17 protein-coding genes are annotated in these 19,073 nt (G+C 72.0%); 10 read left to right on the top strand and 7 right to left on the bottom strand.

All coding sequences use genetic code 11. The features are described 5' to 3' along the window. Positions 1-19: 19 nt before the first annotated feature. The 5 genes from VSH64_RS20400 to VSH64_RS20380 all read left to right on the top strand — a co-directional run bounded on the left by VSH64_RS20400 (position 20) and on the right by VSH64_RS20380 (position 7,581). Positions 20-1,261, top strand: a complete 1,242-nt coding sequence (locus VSH64_RS20400) for an Nramp family divalent metal transporter (RefSeq protein ID WP_326837227.1) — start codon at positions 20-22, stop codon at positions 1,259-1,261. 74 nt (positions 1,262-1,335) lie between these two features. Beyond that, positions 1,336-2,859, top strand: a complete 1,524-nt coding sequence (locus VSH64_RS20395; protein WP_326837226.1) for a serine/threonine-protein kinase — start codon at positions 1,336-1,338, stop codon at positions 2,857-2,859. Between the two features lie 102 nt (positions 2,860-2,961). After that, a complete protein-coding gene (gene dapA, locus VSH64_RS20390) occupies positions 2,962-3,975 on the top strand; it encodes a 4-hydroxy-tetrahydrodipicolinate synthase (protein ID WP_326837225.1) in 1,014 nt (337 codons plus the stop codon). Then, positions 3,972-5,669 (top strand): ribonuclease J, encoded by a 1,698-nt coding sequence (locus VSH64_RS20385; RefSeq protein ID WP_326837224.1) that lies wholly within the window; start codon positions 3,972-3,974, stop codon positions 5,667-5,669. Before dapA ends, VSH64_RS20385 begins: the two co-directional genes overlap by 4 nt. A 364-nt stretch (positions 5,670-6,033) precedes the next feature. Beyond that, positions 6,034-7,581: a VWA domain-containing protein gene (locus VSH64_RS20380; RefSeq protein ID WP_326837223.1), complete on the top strand. Its 1,548-nt coding sequence runs from the start codon at positions 6,034-6,036 to the stop codon at positions 7,579-7,581. Here VSH64_RS20380 and VSH64_RS20375 read toward each other — a convergent pair. Continuing rightward, entirely contained in the window at positions 7,578-8,138 is a 561-nt protein-coding gene (locus tag VSH64_RS20375) for a TetR/AcrR family transcriptional regulator (RefSeq protein WP_326837222.1), read from the bottom strand. The two genes, VSH64_RS20380 and VSH64_RS20375, sit on opposite strands and share 4 nt — an antisense overlap. A gap of 89 nt (positions 8,139-8,227) precedes the next feature. Between VSH64_RS20375 and VSH64_RS20370 the strand changes: the two genes are divergently transcribed. Continuing rightward, positions 8,228-8,959, top strand: a complete 732-nt coding sequence (locus VSH64_RS20370; RefSeq protein WP_326837221.1) for an SDR family oxidoreductase — start codon at positions 8,228-8,230, stop codon at positions 8,957-8,959. Positions 8,960-8,981: 22 nt separating this feature from the next. Here the strand turns inward: VSH64_RS20370 and VSH64_RS20365 are convergent, their stop codons facing one another. The 3 genes from VSH64_RS20365 to VSH64_RS20355 all read right to left on the bottom strand — a co-directional run bounded on the left by VSH64_RS20365 (position 8,982) and on the right by VSH64_RS20355 (position 11,527). Next, the gene (locus VSH64_RS20365) at positions 8,982-9,926 is read right to left on the bottom strand and encodes an EamA family transporter (protein WP_326837220.1); all 945 of its coding nucleotides are present in this window, start codon (positions 9,924-9,926) and stop codon (positions 8,982-8,984) included. Positions 9,927-9,968: 42 nt separating this feature from the next. Next, positions 9,969-10,583, bottom strand: coding sequence for an NAD(P)H:quinone oxidoreductase (wrbA, locus tag VSH64_RS20360; protein ID WP_326837219.1), 615 nt, complete (start codon positions 10,581-10,583; stop codon positions 9,969-9,971). Between the two features lie 122 nt (positions 10,584-10,705). After that, the gene (locus VSH64_RS20355; protein WP_326837218.1) at positions 10,706-11,527 is read right to left on the bottom strand and encodes a lysophospholipid acyltransferase family protein; all 822 of its coding nucleotides are present in this window, start codon (positions 11,525-11,527) and stop codon (positions 10,706-10,708) included. Positions 11,528-11,618: 91 nt separating this feature from the next. On the opposite strand from VSH64_RS20355, the gene VSH64_RS20350 reads away from it, so the two are divergent. Further along, a complete protein-coding gene (locus tag VSH64_RS20350) occupies positions 11,619-11,963 on the top strand; it encodes a lipoprotein (RefSeq protein ID WP_326837217.1) in 345 nt (114 codons plus the stop codon). 88 nt (positions 11,964-12,051) lie between these two features. On the opposite strand, the gene VSH64_RS20345 is transcribed toward VSH64_RS20350, so the two are convergent. Continuing rightward, a complete protein-coding gene (locus VSH64_RS20345; RefSeq protein ID WP_326837216.1) occupies positions 12,052-12,303 on the bottom strand; it encodes a hypothetical protein in 252 nt (83 codons plus the stop codon). Here VSH64_RS20345 and VSH64_RS20340 point away from each other — a divergent pair. After that, entirely contained in the window at positions 12,293-14,626 is a 2,334-nt protein-coding gene (locus VSH64_RS20340) for an FtsK/SpoIIIE family DNA translocase (RefSeq protein WP_326837215.1), read from the top strand. The two genes, VSH64_RS20345 and VSH64_RS20340, sit on opposite strands and share 11 nt — an antisense overlap. A 44-nt stretch (positions 14,627-14,670) precedes the next feature. Next, on the top strand, positions 14,671-15,108 hold the full coding sequence (locus VSH64_RS20335) for a hypothetical protein (protein WP_326837214.1): 438 nt from the start codon (positions 14,671-14,673) through the stop codon (positions 15,106-15,108). A gap of 1 nt (position 15,109) precedes the next feature. Here VSH64_RS20335 and VSH64_RS20330 read toward each other — a convergent pair whose 3' ends face one another. Together VSH64_RS20330 and VSH64_RS20325 are read right to left on the bottom strand one after the other, a co-directional pair. Beyond that, positions 15,110-15,736 (bottom strand): nitroreductase family protein, encoded by a 627-nt coding sequence (locus tag VSH64_RS20330; protein WP_326837213.1) that lies wholly within the window; start codon positions 15,734-15,736, stop codon positions 15,110-15,112. Positions 15,737-15,869: 133 nt separating this feature from the next. Next, on the bottom strand, positions 15,870-16,394 hold the full coding sequence (locus VSH64_RS20325) for an amino-acid N-acetyltransferase (RefSeq protein ID WP_326837987.1): 525 nt from the start codon (positions 16,392-16,394) through the stop codon (positions 15,870-15,872). Positions 16,395-16,586: 192 nt separating this feature from the next. On the opposite strand from VSH64_RS20325, the gene VSH64_RS20320 reads away from it, so the two are divergent. Then, entirely contained in the window at positions 16,587-18,635 is a 2,049-nt protein-coding gene (locus tag VSH64_RS20320) for an acyltransferase family protein (protein WP_326837212.1), read from the top strand. The last annotated feature ends 438 nt before the right edge of the window (positions 18,636-19,073 follow it).

The raw sequence follows: 19,073 nt of genomic DNA, 5'->3' as shown, positions 1-19,073 counted from the left end.
ACAGGCGGAGGGTGACGAGATGGCGGTGGCGGAAGCGGTCCGGCCGCGCAGGCTCGCCCGGCTGCGGGCGGGCTCGGCGCTGCTCGGCCCGGCGTTCGTGGCGTCGGTGGCCTACGTGGACCCGGGCAACGTCGCGTCGAACATCAGCGCCGGCGCGCGCTTCGGCTACCTGCTGGTGTGGGTGATCGTGGCGGCGAACCTGATGGCCGTGCTGGTGCAGTACCTCTCCGCGAAGCTCGGGCTCGTCACGGGCCAGTCGCTGCCCGAGGCGGTGCGCGAACGGCTGCCCCGCTCGGCGCGGCTCGCGTACTGGGCGCAGGCCGAGGTGGTCGCCGTGGCGACCGACCTGGCCGAGGTCGTCGGCGGCGCCATCGCGCTGAACCTGCTGTTCGACCTGCCGCTCGTGGTCGGCGGCCTGATCACCGGCCTGGTGTCGCTCACGCTGCTGGCGGTGCAGGACCGCGGCGGTCAGCGGACGTTCGAACGCGTCGTCACGGGCCTGCTCGCCGTGATCGCGATCGGGTTCCTGGCGAGCCTGTTCGTGGAGCCGCCTTCGCCGTCGGGCATCGCGAGCGGGCTGGTACCGCGCTTCGCCGGCTCCGAGAGTGTGCTGATCGCCGCCGCGATGCTCGGCGCCACCGTGATGCCGCACGCGGTGTACCTGCACTCCGGCCTGGTGCGCGACCGCCACGGCACGCCTGCTCCCGAGAAGCGCCGCAGCCTGTTGCGCGCCACCCGCTACGACGTCGGCTTCGCGATGCTGCTGGCCGGTGCGGTGAACCTCGGCATGCTGCTGCTCGCCGCCACGAACCTGCAGGGCCAGCCGGGCGTCGACTCCATCGAGGGCGCGCACGGCGCCGTCGCCACGGCCCTCGGCCCCACGGTCGCGCTGCTGTTCGCGATCGGGCTGCTGGCCTCGGGGCTCGCGTCCACTTCGGTCGGTGCCTACGCGGGCGCGATGATCATGCAAGGCCTGCTGCGCAAGAAGTTCCCGATCCTCGTGCGCCGGCTCGTCACGCTCACCCCGGCGATCGTGGTGCTCGCGCTCGGCGCCGACCCGAGTGCCGCGCTGGTGGTTTCGCAGGTGGTGCTGTCGTTCGGCATCCCGTTCGCGCTCGTGCCGCTGATCCGCCTCACCTCGGACAAGCAGCTCATGGGCACCGACGTGAACCGGACGGTCACGACCACGCTGGCGTGGTGCGTCGCGGCCGTGATCATCACGCTCAACATCGCGCTGATCTACCTCACCGTCGCCGGCTGAATCCGGCGGAACCGGCCGGCTCCGGGCGAGGTCCGACTAGCATTCGCGCGACCCCGAACGAGGAGCCCGGCCCAGTGACCGACGAACAGACGCGCCCGTACGACCCGACCCGCCCGGCGCCCGGGCCGCGGCTCGTCGCCGGCCGGTACCTGCTGCTGGGCGAGCTCGGGCGCGGCGGCATGGGCATCGTGTGGCGCGCGCAGGACCAGGTGATCGGTCGGCAGGTCGCGATCAAGGAACTGCGGCTGCCGGACTTGGAAGGCCAGGCCGTGTTCTCCGAACGCGTGCTGCGCGAAGTGCGCACCGGCGGGCGGCTCAACGACCCGGCCGTGGTCACGGTCTACGACGTGGTGACCGACAACGGCGCCACGTTCATCGTGATGGAGCTCGTCGAAGCGCCGACGCTGGCCGACCTCGTGCGGAGCCAGGGGCCGATGCCGGCCGCGCACGTCGCGGTGATCGGCGACCGCGTGCTCGCCGCGCTGCAGGCCGCGCACTCCGCCGGGATCGTGCACCGGGACGTGAAGCCCGCCAACATCATGGTGGCGCCCGACGGCCGCGTGAAGCTCACCGACTTCGGCATCGCGCACGCGATCGACGACCCGCGCCTCACCACGAGCGGCGTGATCGTGGGCTCGCCGGCGTTCATGGCGCCCGAACGCGTCGAGGGCCGCGAGGCCATGCCCGAATCGGACCTGTGGTCGCTGGGGGCCACGCTCTTCTTCGCCGTGGAGGGCATCGTCGCGTTCGAGCGCGCCACCACGGCCGCGACGCTGCACGCGATCATGACCGAGGTGCCGTACCTCACCCGCGGCCAGGGCCCGCTCGCCGCGGCGATCCTCGGGCTGCTCGTGGCCAAACCGGAAGCGCGGCTCACGGCCCCGCAGGCCCGGCACCTGCTCGCCACCGCCGCGGGCCAGCCGCCGACCCCGCCGGCCGGCAGCACCGCACCTTCGAGCCTCCCGGCGCCCCACGGGAGCACCGCGCCGGCCGGGTTCGCGGCGCCGACCCGCACCGCGACGCCGCCCGCCGGCCGCTCCCGTCGCGGCCGGTGGCTCGCGGGCGCCGCGGTGCTCGTGGTCGCCGCGCTGGTCGGCGGCTTCTTCCTCGGCAAGCCCGTGTGGACCCCGAAGACCGACCCGCAGCTGCAGCCCACCGTCACCTACGGCCCCGACGGGTTCCTCAAGGCGGAGATCTCCTACTACCGCTGCTTCAACGCCGCGGTGCAGCAGGGCGTGGTGATCAGCGACGACAACAGCACACCGTGCGAGAAGAGCCACACCCTCGAGGTCTACGACATCGGCGGGATCCTGCCGGTGGAGAGCTACAGCACCGAAGACGCCCAGGTCGCGGCCTACCCCGGGCTCGAGTCCGTGAGCCGGCTGGCCGAGGCGCGCTGCGCGGCGTCGTTCCACTCGTCGCTGGTGCCGGAGCAGCAGCGGACCGGGCTCATCTTCCAGGCGATCGTGCCCACGCAGCACGAGTGGGAGCTGGCCCCGACCGAGGAGCACCGGGACTACAACCGCGACTTCTACTGCGTGCTCGCCAAGCCCGGCAACGCCCAGATCCCGGCGGAGATCACCACCAAGGTCAAGTAACCGCGCGAGATGTTCCGCCCGCTGCCCGCCCACCCGGGAAATTCTCCGATCTTCACCAGGTCGGGCCCGGGTTCACCCGTTCGACGAGGTACCGTCAACACCATGTCCACTCCACCTACCGCAGCGCCCGGACGTCCGTTCGGCCGCGTGCTCACGGCCATGGCCACGCCCTTCGACCGCGACGGCGCGCTGGACCTGAAGCGGGCCCAGGAGCTCGCCGAGCACCTCGTGGAGCTGGGCAACGACGGACTGGTCCTCAACGGCACCACCGGTGAAAGCCCGACCACGAGCGACGACGAGAAGGCGGCGCTGATCCGCGCCGTCGTCGAGGCCGTCGGCGACCGGGCCACCGTGGTGGCGGGGGCCGGCACGAACAACACCGCGCACAGCGTCGAGCAGGCCCGCGCCGCCGCCGAGGCGGGTGCCCACGGTCTGCTCGTGGTCACGCCGTACTACTCGCGACCCAGCCAGGCCGGCCTGTTCGCGCACTTCACCACGGTCGCGGACGCCACCGAGCTGCCGGTGATGCTCTACGACATCCCGCCGCGCTCGATCGTGCCCATCGAGGTCGACACGCTGCTGCGGCTGGCCGAGCACCCGCGCATCGCCGCGGTGAAGGACGCCAAGGGCGACCTGATCGCCGGCTCCGAGGTCATCGCCAACACGCACCTGGCCTACTACTCCGGCGACGACGGCCTGAACCTGCCGTGGATCGCCGTCGGCGGCGTCGGCGTGGTCAGCGTGATCGGCCACGTGGTGGCCGGCCGCATCCGCGCGATGATCGAGGCCTACGAAAGCGGCGACACCTCCACCGCCCGCACCAACCACCGCGGCATGCTGCCCGTGATGCGCGCGATGTCGCGCGTCGGCGGCGTCGCGTTCGCCAAGGCGTCGCTGCGGCTGCGCGGGTTCGACATCGGCGACCCGCGGCTGCCCGTCGTGCCCGCCACGGACGAGCAAAGTGCCCTGATCGCCGCCGATCTGGCCCAGGGCGGCGTGCCGCTGGGCGACAGCGCGGCTCCGGACTGGCATGGTGCACGGGTGGCACAAGCGGATTCCCAGGCGGCCTACGTCGCCCCCACCTCACACACCAGCGTTGGGACCTTGCCCCGGTGAGCTCACTTCCCCCCGGACCCGGACCCACGAACCTCCCGCCCGCCCTGCCCGAAGGCGCCCTGCGCGTCGTCGCGCTGGGCGGCATCGGCGAGGTCGGACGCAACATGACCGTCTTCGAGTACGACGGCCGGCTGCTGATCGTCGACTGCGGCGTGCTCTTCCCCGAGGACGACCAGCCGGGTGTCGACCTGATCCTGCCCGACTTCCGCGCGATCGAGGAGCGGCTCGACGACGTCGACGGCCTCGTGCTCACCCACGGGCACGAAGACCACATCGGCGCCGTCCCGTTCCTGCTGCGGCTGCGGCCCGACGTGCCGATCTACGGCTCGCGGTTCACCAACGCGCTGCTCGCGGCCAAGGCCAAGGAGCACCGGCAGCGGCCGAACCTGATCGAGGTGCGCGAAGGCGAGCGGCGCAAGGTCGGCGCGTTCGACCTCGAGTTCTTCGCCGTGAACCACTCGATCCCCGATGCGCTGGCGGTCGCGATCCGCACGCCGGCCGGGGTCGTGCTGCACACCGGCGACATCAAGCTCGACCAGCTGCCGCTCGACGGCCGGCTCACCGACCTCGCGGGCTTCTCGCGCCTGGGCGACGAGGGCGTGGACCTGTTCTGCGTCGACTCGACCAACGCCGAGGTGCCCGGGTTCGTGATGCCCGAGCGCGACATCGGCCCGGTGCTCGACGACGTGATCCGCCGGGTCGACCAGCGCGTGATCGTCGCGTGTTTCGCGAGCCACGTGCACCGCGTGCAGCAGGTGCTCGACGCCGCCGTGCGGCACGGCCGCCGGGTCGCCTTCGTGGGCCGCTCGATGGTCCGCAACATGGGCATCGCGGCCGACCTGAAGCTGCTCGAGGTGCCCGACGGCCTGCTCGTGGACCTCGACCAGGCCAGCCTCCTGCCGGAGAGCAAGGTGCTGTTCGTGTCCACCGGTTCGCAGGGCGAGCCGCTCTCGGCGCTCTCGCGCATGGCGCGCGGCGAGCACCGGCAGATCTCGATCCGCGCCGGCGACACCGTGGTGCTCGCCAGCTCGATGATCCCGGGCAACGAGACCGCCGTGTTCGGTGTGGTCAACGGCCTGACCCGGCTCGGCGCCAACGTGGTGCACCAGGGCAACGCGAAGGTCCACGTGTCGGGCCACGCGTCGGCCGGCGAGCTGCTCTACCTGTACAACGCGGTGCGTCCGAGCAACGTGATGCCGGTGCACGGCGAGTGGAAGCACCTGCGCGCCAACGGCGAGCTGGCCATCCGCACCGGCGTGTCGCCGGAGAACGTGGTGATCGCCGAGGACGGCGTGGTCGTGGACCTCGTCGACGGCAAGGCCTCGCGGACCGGACGCGTCGAGGTGGGCCACGTGTACGTGGACGGCCTCTCGGTGGGCGACGTCGGCGAGTCGACGCTGTCCGACCGGCTGGTGCTCGGCGAAGGCGGCTTCATCTCGATCAGCGTGGCCGTCGACTCCAGCACGGGCCGCGCGGTCAGCAGCCCGACCGTGTCGGGCCGCGGGTTCTCCGACGACCCGAAGGCGCTCGACTCCGTGGTGCCGCTCGTGGAGATGGAGCTGGCGCGCACGGAGGCCGAAGGCATCACCGACACCCACCGCATCGCGCAGGCGGTGCGCCGGGTCGTCGGCCGCTGGGTCGCCGACACCTACCGGCGCCGGCCGATGATCGTGCCCACGGTCATCCCGGTCTGAGTTTTCACGCTCACCACCGCCGCCGCCGCTCTCCTGGACCAGGGGAGCGGCGGCGGTTTTTCGTGCGCCCTCAGCGTTTGATCGCGGCGATCAGCAGCACGAAGGCGAGCACGGCCCCCTGCCGCGCGAGTGCGTTGCGGGCCCGGCGCTGTTCGGCTTTGGTCGGTGTCACGGCTGCCCCCGTTTCCTCGTCGTGGAACCCATGGTCGCGCGTCAGGCGGCCGCGCACATCCCGCGTGAGGTGGGTCCGGCCTCACCCTCAGGGACGAGTCCGGCTTTACGACGTTCGTCCTAATGCGGGGGTCCGCGGCGGAGTTAACCTGCTTCGAGCAGGAAGGACGCGCCGGTGGGCCGTCATTCGAGCGTGCCGAAACAGAGCCGGAGCCGGCTGCTGGTGCCGCTGGCTCTCTGTGTGCTGCTCGTGCTCGGCGGCGGGGTGTGGGTGGCGACCGCGCTGGAGGCCCGGTGCGGCGCGGCGCACGTGGTCGTGACCGCCTCACCCGACGTCGCCCCGGTGCTTTCCTCGGCGGCGCAGGGGCTTTCGACCTCGTGCCGGACCTATGAGATCCGCCCGCGCGACACCGCGCAGGCCGTGGCCGGGTTCGGCGCGCGCGGCGGCGACCGCGGCCAGGTCTGGGTACCGGATTCGACGCTCGCGCTGCAGTGGGCGCGCCGGCTGGGTGCCGCGGACGTGCCGGACTCGGGACCGGCCGTGGCGAGCTCGCCGGTGGTCCTGGCCGTGCCCGAGGGCACCGCGCGTGGCCTCGGCTGGCCCGCGCGCACGCTGACCTGGACCGACGTCGTCGACGCGCCGGGTGCGGTGCTCACCACGCCGGATCCGAGGCAGGATCCGGTCGCCACCGTGGCGCTGGCCGGGCTGCGCGACGCGGTGGGCTCGGCGCCGGACCCGGCGGGCGCGTTCGCGGCGGTGCTGCGGCGGTTCACCGTGAGCGGCGGGGCGGCGGCGGCGTATCCGGCCGCGGAGAGCGCCGTCGTTCGGCACAACGCGCAAACGCCGGCGGCGCCGCTGGTGGCCGTGTACTCCCCGGGCGCGCCCGCGCTGGACTACCCGTTCGCGCGGCTGACCGGCGCCAACGCGGAGCAGAGCTCGGCCATCGACGCGTTGGAGCAGGCGGTGCTGGCCGACGGCGCGGCGCTCGACCGGGCCGGCTTGCGGGTGCCGGGCCACGCGCTGGCGGGGCACGAGGGCGACCAGCACGTGGTGGCGGCCGGACAGCGCAGCGCGCCCCTGCCGTCGTCCGCCGACCTCCAGGTGCTGCTGAGCCAGTGGGCGGGCGTGAACCTTGACGCGCGCGTGGAGGTGCTGCTCGACGTGTCCGGCTCGATGCAGGCGCGCGTGCCGGGCACGGACCTCAACCGGATGCAGGTGACCGTGGCCGCGGCGCGGCAGGCGCTGCACCTGTTCCGGCCCTCGACGCAGCTGGGGATCTGGGAGTTCGCGACCGGGCTCGACGGCCCGAAGGACTACCGCGAGGTGCTGCCGCTCGCGCTGGTCGCGCAGCACCTCACCGAAGCCGATCTGGCGCGCCTCGCGGCGGTGCGGGCCATCCCGGACGCGGGGACCGGCCTGTACGACACCGTGCTCGACCTCTACGGCGCCGCCCGCCGGGACTGGCGGCCCGGGGTGCTCAACGTGGTGATCGTGATGACCGACGGCCGCAACGAGGACGCGAACGGCATCAGCCGCGAGGCGTTCCTGACCGGGCTCACCGGGCTGGCCGACCCGGCGCACCCGTTGCCGGTGATCGCCATCGGCATCGGTCCGACCGCCGACGAGGGCGAGCTGTCGGCCATCACCGCGATCACCGGCGGCGGCGCCTACGTGACCCGCGATCCGACGAAGATCGGCGAGGTGTTCTACGCGGCGCTGGCGCAGGTCGCCGGGCGTTAGCCCGCGGCGGGTGGGCGCAGGCCGTCGACGACCAGCGCCACGACGGTGATCGCGCGCCGGTCCCACTCGGCTTCGGGGATCCGCGACAACGCGCCGAGCAGCAGGATCACGTCGGCCGCGTCGACGCCTTCGCGCACCTCGCCGGCGGCTTGGCCGCGTTCGAGCAGCGTGCCGAGCGCTTCGTCGAGCCGGTGGTGCTGATCGGCGTAGAGGTCCTGCCACGCCGAGGCCTCGATCGCGGCCATCACGCCGCGTTTCACCCGGGCGTAGCCCACGAGCCGGTCGAGCCAGGCCGTGAGGGCCGCGAGCGGCGGGTGCTCGGCCAGCAGTGGCGCCACGGCCTCCACGAGCTGGGTGAGCTCGTGGCGGTACACCTCGGCCAGCAGGTGCTCGCGGGTCGGGAAGTGCCGGTACAGCGTGCCTTGCCCGACCCCGGCCGCCTTGGCCACGGCGTGGAGCTTGAGGTCGGCGATCGCACCGTTGGACCTGCTCAGCTCGGCGCGCGCGGTCTCGACGATGCGGTCGCGGTTGGCCACCGCGTCCGAACGGCTCGCCACCACGGGCGATCTCCTTTCGCTCGACGAAGTGGACAAGTGTCCGGTACGGTCGGAACCGTAAGCGGACAGTTGTCAGTTTAGGGGTTTCGATGAGCACGTGGGACAGCAAGGTCGTCGCCATCACCGGCGCGAGCAGCGGGATCGGCGAGGCGACGGCGCTGGAGCTGGCCGGCCGCGGGGCGGCGGTGGTGCTGGGGGCGCGGCGCACGGACCGGCTGGCCGAGGTCGTGGCCCGGATCCGGGCCGACGGCGGCCGCGCCGAGCCGGCCGAAGTGGACGTGACCCGGCGCGCCGACCTCGAGCGGCTGGTGGCGCTGGCGGTGGACCGGTTCGGCCGGCTCGACGTGTTGGTGGCCAATGCCGGCGTCGCGCGGATCGCGCCCGTGGCCGAGCTGGACGTGGCCGACTGGGACACGATGATCGACGTCAACCTGCGCGGGGTGCTGCACGGCATCGCCGCCGCCCTGCCGGTGTTCCGCCGCCAGGGTCGCGGGCACCTCGTGACCACGGTGTCGACCTCGGGCCTCAAGATCGTGCCCACGCAGGCCGTATACGCGGGGACGAAGAACGCCGTGCGAACTCTGCTGGAGGCGCTGCGGCAGGAGTCGACGGACGGCTCGCTGCGCACGACGTCGATCTCGCCGGGTTTCGTGCGCACCGAGCTCGTGGACCACGTCGAGGACGGTGGGCAGGCACAGCAGGCGATGGCGGCCCTCGGCATCGGGCCCGACGCGGTGGCGCGGGCCATCGCGTTCGCGATCGAGCAGCCCGACGACGTCGAGATCGGCGACCTCACGATCCGGCCCACCCGGCAGGGCTAGGTGACCAGGGCCAGGTCCAGGACTAGGTGACGCCCTTCGAGAACCGTTGCACCACATACGCTCCGCCGAGCAGGATCACCGCGCCGAGGGCTTGCGGCCACGCGAGGGCCTCGCCGAGCAGCGCCCACGCGAAGGCGGTGGCCGCCACGGGTTCGAGGAGGCCGAGCACGCTGGCCACCGAGGCGGGCAGGTGGCGCAGGGCGTTGATGCCGAGCAGGTAGGACAGCACGGTGGAAATCAGCACCAGCAGCGTGAGCAGCAGCCAGATCGGCGGCGTCCACGGGCCGAACGCCACGGTGTCGCGCACCAGCGGCCACGGGATCGTCCACGGGGGACTCACCACGGACACGATCACGGCGCCGATCACCATGCCCCAGGTGACCAAGCCGAGGGGATCGCGGTCGGCCACCGCGCGTTCACCGATGAGGAAGTAGCCGGCGGAGCACACGGCCGCGCCCACACCGGCGAGCACGCCGATCGCGTCGAGCGTGAACCCCTGCCAGACCTGGGCGACGAGCGTCAGTCCGAGGATCGCGAGGCCGATGCCGAGCCACATCGCGCGTGGCAGGTGCGTGCGGCGGACCACCCGCACCCACAGCGCGATGAGCACGGGGGAGAGGAATTCCAGCAGGATCGCGATGCCCACGGGCACGCGGTCCGCGGCGATGAAGTACGCGAGCTGCGTGCCGGCGACGCCGAGCAGGCCGTAGGCGAGCAGCATCGGCCACTCGCCGCGGCGGACCTTGAGCGTGCGGGGCGCGACCAGGGCCGTGCCGACGAGCAGCAGCAGGCCCGCGAAGCCGATGCGGATGGTCGCGACCTGCTCCGGGCTCATCCCGGCGGCCATCGCGGGCTTGCCGAGCGTGCCGGACGTGCTGAAGAACAGCGCGGCGAGCAGCACGAACGTCACCCCGCGGCCGCGGTGCGCGACCCGGGGTGGCGTGACGACGGGCAGTTCGGTGGTCACGACGAACGACAGTACGACGTTCTCGTGACCACCGAAAGCGATTCAGTGGTTAGCTTTTTGACCGGTGACGATGTGGGTGGTGATCGTGGCGAGCCGCTTGCCCTGGCGCTGCAGCGCGCCGAGCGCGAGGTCGTCGGGGGCCGCGGACTTGCGCGACACGAACGAGCCGCCGTACGGGTTGCCCGACTCCTTCAGGTGCGGGTCGCCGTAACCGAGCGGCACCACGATCGCGCCCCAGTGGTAGAAGATGTTGTTGGTGGCCAGCACGGTCGCCTCGAGCCCGCCGTGCGCGGTCGACGCCGTGGTGAACGACGTGGCGACCTTGTCGGCCAGCTTTCCCTGCGCCCACAGGCCACCCGTGCTGTCCAAAAAGGACTTCAGCTGCGCTGCGGGGCCGCCGAACCGCGTGGGGCTGCCCACGGCGAGCCCGTCGGCCCACTCGAGGTCGGCGAGCGTGGCGTACTCGTGGTGCGGACCGGAATCCACCCAAGCCTGCCAGCGCGGGTTGCTCGCGACGGCCTCGGGCGGCGCGGTCTCGCGCACGGTCCGGACCCGGACGTCGGCCCCGGTCTCCCGCGCGCCCTCGGCCAGCGCGGACGCGAGGGCGGCGGTGTTGCCGGTGGCGGAGTAGTAGACGACGAGGATGCGTGTGCTCACGCCCCGCGACTCTAGGCGAAGTGGCGGGCGCGCCGGCTGTGATGTCCGCGGGGTGGAACGGGTATGGGTCGCAGGGTGCTCGCGGCCGGCCGGTCGTGATCAGGTGGCTCGTGGCCCAGCCGTCAGGGTCGCGGGCCGGGCTTCCACGGGCTGACGGTGTCGGTCGGGCGCGTGGGGTCGTGGAACTTCGGCCGCACGAGCTCGTCGCGGCGCAGCGGCACCATCCCGTCGGTGATCGCCTGCATGATCTTCGCGTGGGCGCGCACCCCGGCGCCCGGCCGCTCGGGTTCGACGTCCGACAGGTCCACCGGCGCCCCGAAGTGCACCTTGAACTTCGGCCGGCGCAGCGGCGCGCTCAGGCCCGAGCGGGCGAGCGGCACCAGGTCGGCCGGCCCGTTCACGGTCTCGGTGCCCCAGTACACGGCCTCGTGCGCGCCCCACTGGCTGATCGGGATCACCGGCACGCCGGCGGCCAGCGCCAGCCGCGCCGCGCCCGTCTTGCCGCGTTCGGGCCACAGGCCGGGGTCGTGGCTGATCCGCCCCTCGGGGTAGACGATCAGCGGCTCGCGCGTGGTCTTGAGTTCCTCCACGGCCTCGGTGAACTGGCCGATGGCCGTGGCCGCGTGCTTGCGGTCCACCCGCAGGTGCCCGCTCACGCGCAACGCCGGCCCGATCACCGGCGCGTCGAGGATGCCGCCGGCCAGCATGAACCGCGGGTTGATGCCGATCCGCTTGCACGCCGCCATGAGCACGAACGCGTCGAACACGCCGATGTGGTTGGCCGCCATCAGCAACGGCCGCCCGCGCAGGCTCGCGGGCACCGACCCGGACACCGTGAGCCGGCCGACCAGGTTCACCAGCCCTCGGTCGATGTTCAGCATCGTCCGCCAAATCGCCGGCGCCCGGCGCGGGCTCGGCAGGTCGTCCTGTTGCAGCGCGAACATGCGCAGAGCATGACACGGGGTGGATCACTCCCCGAAAGGGTGGTTACCTCGGCTCCGTAACGAAACGACCCGCGGCCGCGCTGTAGCGGCCGTGCGGAAACCCCTCCTCGTCGCCGGCCTGCTGGTCCTTCTCACCGCCTGTGCCGGGCCGGAGCCCGCCGCCCCGGCGCCGACGCCCCGGCCCCACCCGCACAGCGTGGCGATCGGCCCTCGCGAGCGGACCTACCTCGCCGCCCTCGGCTCGATCCACCCCAGCTTCGTGACCAACCAGGCCCGCGCGGTCGTGAACGGCCACGACCTGTGTGCGGCCGTCGCGCAGGGCAAGGACCACGCGGCCGTGCTCGCGACCGCGACCTGGGACTTCACCGGCGCCGCGGTGGCGGTGGACCCGGCGATGGCCGAGCAGATCGTCGCGACGGCCGAAATGCTCTGCTAGCCGGAGATCTGCCAGGTCGGCCGGGAGATCCGTGACGATTGTTTCCCCTGCGCTGAGAGTGGCGCATGGGACTATCGCGTCCGGGCCGTTACCGTGGAGGCATGTCTGGGTCGGCGACGAGGAAGAGGAGCACGGCGAGCGGCGGCGGGAAGACGCCGGCGCGGGGGTCGCGCACGCCCGCGAAGCCGAGGTCTTCGGGGGCCCGGCCGACGAAGGCGAGCCCGGCGCGCAATGGTTCGGCGCGCAGTGGTTCGGCGCGCGGCAGCTCCGCGCGCAAGCCGGCGCCGAGGCGTGGCCGGACGAAGTCGTCCGGTGCGTTCGGGCGCGGGGTGCGTGGCACGTGGAACCTGGTGGCCAAGGGCGTCGGCTCGCTGGCCCGCACGGTCGGGCGCACGCGTGAGCTGGAGCCGGAACACCGTCGCGACGGGCTGGCGCTCGGGCTGATCGCGCTGGCGATCGTGGCGGCCGTCGGCGTGTGGTGGCGGGCCGCGGGGCCGATCGGGGCGGCCGTGGAGGTCGCCACCCGCACGGTGCTGGGCGCCGGTGCGGTCACGTTGCCGCTGGTCCTGGTGGTGATCGCGGTCGCGCTGATGCGCTCGGAGCCGGTTCCGGAGACACGGCCGCGGATGGTGATCGGCACGCTGCTGGTGGTGCTGTCCGTGCTCGGGATGCTGCACATCTTCACCGCGCTGCCCAGCACGAACGACGGGCGCATGTACGCCGGCGGCATCATCGGCGCGTTCTCCGGCGGACTGCTCACCGAGGGCGTGACCACGTGGGTCGCGGTGCCGTTGCTGATCCTGGCGCTGCTGTTCGGCGTGCTGGTGTTCACCGGCACGCCCGTGCGCGAGATCCCGCATCGCCTGCGCACGTGGGGGCTCGACGAGGACGAGCTGGCCGACATCGAGGCCGAGCACGCCGAACCCGAGCCCGAGGACATCACGGCCGAGGCCGACCCGAAGAACGTGCGGCTGCGCAAGCCGTCGCGCCGCCGGCAGAGCAGCGCCGACGCCGAGGGCGAGCAGCTCGACCTCGACGCGATGCTCGCCGAGCCGGCCACGCCCGTGCGCCCGCCCAAGCCGAAGCCTGTCGAAGAGGTCCCGGAGAAGAAGCCGAAGAAGGCGCCGGAGCCGCCGCTGGCCGTCACGCGGACCGTCGAGGGCGACTACCAGCTGCCGTCAGCCGATCTGCTGAAGCTCGGCGACGTGCCGAAGTCCCGCAGCAAGGCCAACGACGCCATGATCGAGGCGATCACCGGCGTGCTGGACCAGTTCAGCATCGACGCGCAGGTCACCGGCTTCACCCGCGGCCCCACGGTCACGCGCTACGAGGTGGAGCTCGGCCCGGGCGTGAAGGTCGAGAAGATCACGGCGCTCACCAAGAACATCGCCTACGCCGTGGCCACGGACAACGTCCGCCTGCTCGCGCCGATCCCCGGCAAGTCGGCCGTGGGCATCGAGGTGCCGAACTCCGACCGCGAGATGGTGCGCCTCGGCGACGTGCTGCGCGCGCCGACCACGGTCAAGGACAACCACCCGATGGTGATCGGGCTCGGCAAGGACATCGAGGGCCACTTCGTCACCGCGAACCTCACGAAGATGCCCCACCTTCTGGTGGCGGGCTCCACCGGTTCCGGTAAGTCGAGCTTCGTCAACTCGATGCTGGTGTCGTTGCTCGCGCGCGCGACGCCGGACGAGTGCCGCATGATCCTGATCGACCCGAAGATGGTCGAGCTCACGCCGTACGAGGGCATCCCGCACCTGATCACGCCCATCATCACCCAGCCGAAGAAGGCCGCCGCCGCGCTGGCCTGGCTGGTGGAGGAGATGGAGCAGCGCTACCAGGACATGCAGGCCAACCGCGTGCGCCACATCGACGACTACAACAAGAAGGTGAAGTCCGGCGAGATCACGGCGCCGCCGGGCAGCGAGCGCGAGTATCGGCCGTACCCGTACATCATGGCGATCGTCGACGAGCTGGCCGACCTCATGATGACCGCTCCGCGCGACGTCGAGGACGCGATCGTGCGCATCACGCAGAAGGCGCGCGCCGCGGGCATCCACCTGGTGCTGGCCACGCAGCGGCCCTCGGTCGACGTCGTCACCGGCCTGATCAAGACCAACGTGCCCTCGCGGCTGGCCTTCGCCACCTCGTCGCTCACCGACTCGCGCGTCATCCTCGACCAGCCCGGCGCCGAGAAGCTCATCGGCATGGGCGACGCCCTCTATCTGCCCATGGGCGCCGGCAAGCCGGTGCGCATCCAGGGCGCCTTCGTGGGCGACGAGGAGATCGCGGCCGTCGTCGCGTTCGCCAAGGACCAGGCCCAGCCCGACTACACCGACGGCGTCACGGCCCAGAAGGCCGGCGACAAGAAGGAAATCGACCCCGACATCGGCGACGACCTCGACGTGCTGCTCCAGGCCGCCGAACTCATCGTCACCTCGCAGTTCGGCTCCACGTCGATGCTCCAGCGCAAGCTCCGCGTCGGCTTCGCGAAGGCCGGGCGCCTCATGGACCTGCTCGAAAGCCGCGGCGTGGTGGGGCCCTCGGAGGGCTCCAAGGCCCGCGACGTGCTGATCAAGCCGGAGGAGCTGGAAGGCGTCCTCTTCATGATCCGCGGCGGGGACGGCTCGTCGGGCGACTCGGAAGACGAGGACTTCTGACGCGTTCGTGCAACCGCCTCCGGTGATCTCTCCGTCCTGACCCCATGGACGCGCACAAGTTCGCTCTGGCCATCGCGACCGTCGCCGTGCTCGCGGTGGGGGCGGGGGGTTCCGTCGCGCTCGCGCACACGCTCGACGGGCCCGGCGCGCCACGGCCGGCGGCCGCCGCGACGGTGCCCGCGGAGCCCGGCCGGGACGTCACGCTGGCGGAGGGCCAGGAGGCGCGCCTGACCACGCGGGATCTCACCGTGCGCTACACGCGCCTGGTCGAGGATTCCCGCTGCCCGGAGAACGTGACCTGTGTCTGGTCCGGCGACGCCGTCGTCGCGCTGGAGTTGAGCCAGCCGGGGCGTGGTGAGCAGACCCGGACGCAGCTGCACACCGCGCGGCGGGGACCGCAGGGGATCACCTACGCCGCGGCTCACGTCGAGCTCGTCGACGTGAGCCGGGCGGGCGAGCGGGTGACGCTGAGGGTCAGCTGATTCAGACGAGTGCCTTGCCCCAGTGGTCCAGGTAGGCGACCTCGGACACGGGGCGGCGCGGGGTGGGTTTGAAGTCGGTCGTGGTCGTGTAGGCGACGGGCAGCAGGCAGGCCTGCGTGTAGCCCTCGGGCACGCCCAGGATCTCGGCCGCCTCGGCCTCGGTCTGCAGGTGGTAGGTGGTGAGCGTGGAGCCGAGGCCGCGCGAGCGCAGGGCCAGCTGGAAGCTCCACACGGCGGGGAAGATGCCGCCGTAGAGCACCGCGTCGGCCACGTTGGCGCCGGTGGTGCGGCCCTGCACGCACGGCACCACGAACGCCGGCACCCGCTCGATCACGTCGATCAGGTACTGCCCGGACGCGATCGAGCGCGCCACGGCCGGGTCGGCCTCGGCGGCGGCCTGGTACTGGCCCAGGTAGGCCTGCCCGACGCGGCGGAACAGCTCACCCAGCCGGTTCTTCACGTCCTGGTCGCGCACCACGAGCCAGCGCCAGGACTGCTGGTTCGCGGGCGTCGGGGCGTGCAGTGCGAGCTCGAGGCACTCGGCGAGCACCTCGTTCTCCACCGGACGCTCGAGGTCCAGCTTGCGCCGCACCGACGGCGTGGTGGTGAGGACGTGGTCGAACTCCATCAAGGCTCCCTGGCGTGGCTCTGGATCAACGGGCTGCACCTGATCTTGGCCGCCGAGCCGCCGCCGCGCGTCCCCGAGCGCGCAGGCGTGTGCGAATCGCCCGCGCATTCCGCCTTTCCGTGCGAAGGAGCGCTCAGAACTCCAGCAGCATGCGCGAATTGCCCAGCGTGTTCGGCTTCACGTACGGCAGGTCCAGGAACTCCGCCACACCAGGGTCGAGCGAGTGCCGCATCTCCTCGTAGACCTCGTGGGACACCGGCGTGCCGTCGATCTCGACGAAGCCGTGGCGGATGAAGAACTCCGTCTCGAAGGTGAGCACGAACAGCCGCTTGAGGCCCAGCTCGCGGGCCTCGGCCACGAGCCGGCCCACGAGCGCGTGGCCGATGCCCCGCCCGCGCGCGGCCTTGTCGACCACCACCGTGCGCAGTTCGGCGATGTCCTCCCACAGCACGTGCAGCGCGGCGGCGCCGAGCACGTCCTCGTCGCCCGCCGGGTCCTCGTCGACGGCCACCCAGAACTCCTGGATCGCCTCGTAGAGGGTGACCAGGTCCTTCTCGAGCAGCACGCGGCCGGCGTCGGCGTCGACCAGGGCCTTGATCTTGCGGACGTCGGCTATGCGAGCACGGCGGACGGTGGGTCGGGCAGCGTCGGAGGGCACGTCGAGGGGCACACGGTCCAACATATCGACCGCGACGGGCTTCGGCCCGCAAGGCCCGATCGGGGTACCCCGGATGTGTGGCCGGAGAGGTCTTCACGTATAGGTATGACGACGCTTGCCACACCGAGGTAACCGTTTTCAGCCCGCTCTGAACACCAGGCCGCCGTGCGCGGCTTCATGGGGAGGACGTGCATGTCCGGCACCACCGTGGTCGCCCCCGAACGACCCGGTCAGCCTCCGGCGCCCTCCGGGGCCCAATCGCGCTTCCGGCCCGAGCTGCAGGGCGTGCGCGCGCTCGCCTCGTTGCTGGTCGTCGTGTACCACGTGTGGCTCGACCGGATCTCCGGCGGCGTCGACGTGTTCTTCCTGGTCTCGGGCTTCCTGATCACCGGCCAGCTCTACCGCGCGCTGCTGCGCGGCAGGATCGAGCTGCGGCCGATGTGGGGCCGGATGATCAAGCGCCTCTTCCCGGCCGCGATGACCGTGCTGCTGGCCGTGGTGGTCGTGTCCACGCTGCTGCTGCCCCAGGACCGCTGGTTCCAGAGCATCCACGAGGTGTTCGCGTCGGCGCTGTTCTACGAGAACTGGCAGCTGGCGGCCGACTCGGTCGACTACTTCGCCCAGCACAACAGCGCGAGCCTGGTCCAGCACTTCTGGTCGCTGTCGATCCAGGGCCAGTTCTACCTGCTGTGGCCGCTGATCTTCGTCGCGCTCGGGTTCCTCGTGCGCCGGCTCGGGCTGTCGCTGCGCCACACCGTGAACACGCTGCTCGTGGTGCTGTTCGTGACCTCGCTGGCGTACTCGGTGTACCTCACCTCGGTCGACCAGCCGCTGGCCTACTTCCACGGCCTCACCCGCGTGTGGGAGTTCGCACTCGGCGGCCTGATGGTGATGTTCCTCGACTCGGTCACGCTGCCGCGAGGCCTGCGCGTGGTGCTCGGCTGGATCGGCGTGGCGGGCCTCGTGCTGTGCGGCATCGTGCTGCGCGTCGACTCCGTGTTCCCCGGCTGGATCGCGCTGTGGCCGACGCTCTCGGCCGGGCTCGTGCTCGTGGCCGGCCAGACCGACACCGTGTTCGGCGCGGACCGCTGGCTCAGCTCGAAACCGCTGGGCTACCTCGGCAACCTGAGCTTCTCGCTGTACCTGTGGCACTGGCCGGTGCTGGTGTTCTACTTGGTCGTGCGCGACCGCGCGGCCGTCGGCCTGCTCGGCGGCGCCGTGGTGATCGGCGTGTCGTTCGTGCTCTCGATCCTCACCTACCACTTCATCGAGAACCCGATCCGGCTCTCGAAGATCGGCACCGTGAAGCGCTGGGGCGCCTACCGGTTCGGCATCCTCGCGCTCGCGCCGGTGCTGATCGCGGCCGGCGCGTGGGGCACCTACACCTCGGCGCAGGCGAACTACACGATCGCGCTCGACGACGTCGACCACCCCGGCGCCGTGGCCCACGACCCCGGGTTCGTCTACCGCGGCTCGGCGACGCCGTCGATCGTGCCGCCCACGCTGAAGCTGCCCGAAGACTGGGCGGGCATCACCGACGACAAGTGCACGATGTCGCCGCGCAACGAGGAACTCAAGGTCTGCACGCAGAACCCCGACGGCCCGCCGAAGAAGCGCGTGGTCCTCGTCGGCGATTCGCACATGCAGCAGTACATCGCCGCGTTCCTGCCGATGGTGAAGACCGAGGGCTGGGCCGTGACCTCGATGCTCAAGGGCGCGTGCCCGTTCTCCACCACCGCCGACCTCATGCCCGGCGACCAGGCCTGCATGGACTGGAACAAGGCGGCGGCCGACGAGATCGTGGCGATGCACCCGGACGCCGTGGTGACCCTCGCCAGCGTGAACACCCACGCCGGCATCACCGAGACGACCCCGCCCGGCTTCGTGAACCAGTGGTCGGCGATGGACAAGGCCGGCATCCCGGTGGTGGCCCTGCGCGACAACCCGCGGTTCTCGTTCAACATGGCCGCCTGCGTCGCCCAGCACAGCCCCACCGACCCGGCCTGCCTCATCGACCGCGACGACGTGCAGCCCGCGGCCCCGCCCTACACCGCGGCCCCGGGCGTCCCGGACAACGTGTCCTTCCTGGACTTCACGGATTACTTCTGCGACAAGGACACCTGCCCACCCGTGGTCGGCAACGTGCTGGTGTACATGGACGACAACCACCTCACGGCCACCTTCCTCACCACGCTGGCCCCGATCGCGGACCGGCAGATGAAGGCCGCCCTGAAGTGGTGACGACCCCGGTTCCCTGATCCCCGTGTGCTCCGGCTCCGGAAGATCGACAAAGGGGGAGCGGGAACGATGACGTGCGCGGGGTGAGACGCGTTCCCGGCCGCCCAGGCCGAGGCTTCGGCCTGGGCGCACCGCGATTCCGGCCGGGCCGGACGTCTCTTCGTGACTGCTGGTGCCGGGTCAGGCTTGGCAGTCGCAGTCGCAGCCGCCGGCGCCGCAGTCCTGGCCGCGGCAGCCGGGGTCCGGCTGGTTCGCGCCGCCGGTCCAGCGAGCGGCAGCGGCTTCGGCAACGGCCGCTCGGCCCGCGGCCCGCTCGAACAAGCCATCGCCGCCCAGGCGCCTCGACGGCCCGGACGAGGACCTCGAGTCCGTGGCCGACGCCGAACTGACGCCGCTGACCCCGGCCGATCCGCCCGCGCACCACTGACCTCCGCGGGTGGG

The sequence above is a fragment of the Amycolatopsis rhabdoformis genome, from assembly GCF_035918295.1.
GTDB lineage: Bacteria > Actinomycetota > Actinomycetes > Mycobacteriales > Pseudonocardiaceae > Amycolatopsis > Amycolatopsis rhabdoformis.
The sequence above is the reverse complement of the archived record's forward strand: the minus strand, read 5'-3'. Positions and strand labels throughout refer to the sequence as shown.

What these genes read in the sequence shown, in the direction of transcription:
- VSH64_RS20400 (WP_326837227.1), top strand. Translation starts at nt 20, where the DNA reads ATGGCGGTGGCGGAAGCGGTCCGGCCGCGCAGGCTCGCCCGGCTGCGG.
- dapA (WP_326837225.1), top strand. Translation starts at nt 2,962, where the DNA reads ATGTCCACTCCACCTACCGCAGCGCCCGGACGTCCGTTCGGCCGCGTG.
- VSH64_RS20370 (WP_326837221.1), top strand. Translation starts at nt 8,228, where the DNA reads ATGAGCACGTGGGACAGCAAGGTCGTCGCCATCACCGGCGCGAGCAGC.
- VSH64_RS20355 (WP_326837218.1), bottom strand. Translation starts at nt 11,527, where the DNA reads ATGTTCGCGCTGCAACAGGACGACCTGCCGAGCCCGCGCCGGGCGCCG.
- VSH64_RS20335 (WP_326837214.1), top strand. Translation starts at nt 14,671, where the DNA reads ATGGACGCGCACAAGTTCGCTCTGGCCATCGCGACCGTCGCCGTGCTC.
- VSH64_RS20330 (WP_326837213.1), bottom strand. Translation starts at nt 15,736, where the DNA reads ATGGAGTTCGACCACGTCCTCACCACCACGCCGTCGGTGCGGCGCAAG.
- VSH64_RS20320 (WP_326837212.1), top strand. Translation starts at nt 16,587, where the DNA reads ATGTCCGGCACCACCGTGGTCGCCCCCGAACGACCCGGTCAGCCTCCG.